This window comes from Pseudomonas sp. 05N434, from assembly GCF_056396965.1.
Map to the genome: position 1 here is coordinate 1 of NZ_JBFTMK010000842.1, position 1408 is coordinate 1408.

Consider the following 1408-nt stretch of genomic DNA (forward strand, 5'->3'; position numbering starts at 1 on the left):
CCCTTAGATGTAGACCTCTTACTGACCGCATTGGTGAGCGTCTTGGTGCTGGTGGCGCTCATCGTGTCGCGTCTCAAAATGCACCCGCTCCTGGCCTTGCTAGTAGTTTCCGTTGGCGTTGGCTTTGCAACCAGTATGGAACCAGAAACCATAGTCTCCCACTTGATCACCGGCGTCGGAAAGACACTGGRGGCAGTAGGGGTCGTAATCGCGCTTGGAGCGATGCTAGGCAAAATTCTTGCTGACGCAGGCGTCACAGAGCAGGTCGCCGAGGTCATCCTCAAGCGAACATCGGATCGGATGATACCTTGGGCCATGATGATGGTTGCATTTGTAATTGGCATTCCCATGTTTTTCGAGGTGGGCTTGGTGATCATGCTGCCGCTGATATTCAGCGTGGCGCGAAAGCTGGAAAGCCAGGCTCGCTTCAAAGGTTCAGCCTATGTGTATGTGGGTGTTCCGGTGATTGCGGCACTTGCAGCCATGCACGGGATGGTACCGCCGCACCCTGGCCCCTTGACGGCCATCGCCGCGCTCAAAACCTCGGTTGGGCCCACAATGCTCTATGGCTTCCTTGCGGCTATTCCTGCAATGATTTTAGGCGGCCCGCTTTATGGCGCATTCATTTCGCCGCGCATGAGCACTCGGCCCGATCAGGTTTTGCTAGATCAGTTCACCCTGGCTGAAAAAGCCGACGATCAACCAAGCACCAGCGTATGCCTTGGCGTGCTGGCAGCCTTGCTACCGGCGATCCTGATGCTGATTCATGCCGTCGCTGAGATGGTATTACCCAAGGACAATGCGATCCTGAAAATGGCTAGTTTCTTGGGCAATCCCCTGATCGCCATGCTCCTGGGCGTGCTGTTCGCAGGGGCAAGTCTGGTACTCGCGCGGGGCGGCGATGCGGGGCAATTGCGCGAATCCCTGGGCAAGAGCCTCAAGCCAATCGCCTCAATCATCATGATCATCGCCGGCGGTGGTGCCTTTCAGGAGCTGTTGACCAGCGCCAAGGTGGGCGATGCCATTGTGCACCTGACTCAGCAGTCTGCGTTCCCTCCGCTGATCTTGGGTTGGTTGATCGCGATGTTGCTCTCGGTATCTACCGGTTCTGCCACTGTCGGTATCGTTGGTGCTGCTGGCTTGCTGGCGCCGCTTGCAGGTGCTGATCCCAGCCTCAACCTGCCTCTGCTTGCCTTGTCCATAGGCTGCGGCTCGCTGTTCTTCAACTATGCGAACCATGCGGGCTTCTGGATGGTGAAGGAATCCTTCGGCATGACTATGGGCGAAGCCACCAAGACCATTTCAGTGGTTCAATCCATCGTGGCCGTGGTCGGTTTGATTGTGGTGTTGATGTTGAATGCGGCTGTCACGGTGGTTTGAGTCAGGATCTGTTCGCAGTTAGTAACCC

The 1408-nt window shown here is 56.6% G+C and carries 1 protein-coding gene; it reads left to right on the plus strand.

Going from position 1 to position 1408, the window contains the following annotated elements; translation table 11 throughout:
* Positions 1–1380, plus strand: a 1380-nt coding sequence (locus tag AC1DLB_RS29990; RefSeq protein WP_477786282.1) for a GntP family permease, incomplete at its 5' end; no start/stop codon positions are given.
* Between the last annotated feature and the right edge of the window lie 28 nt (positions 1381–1408).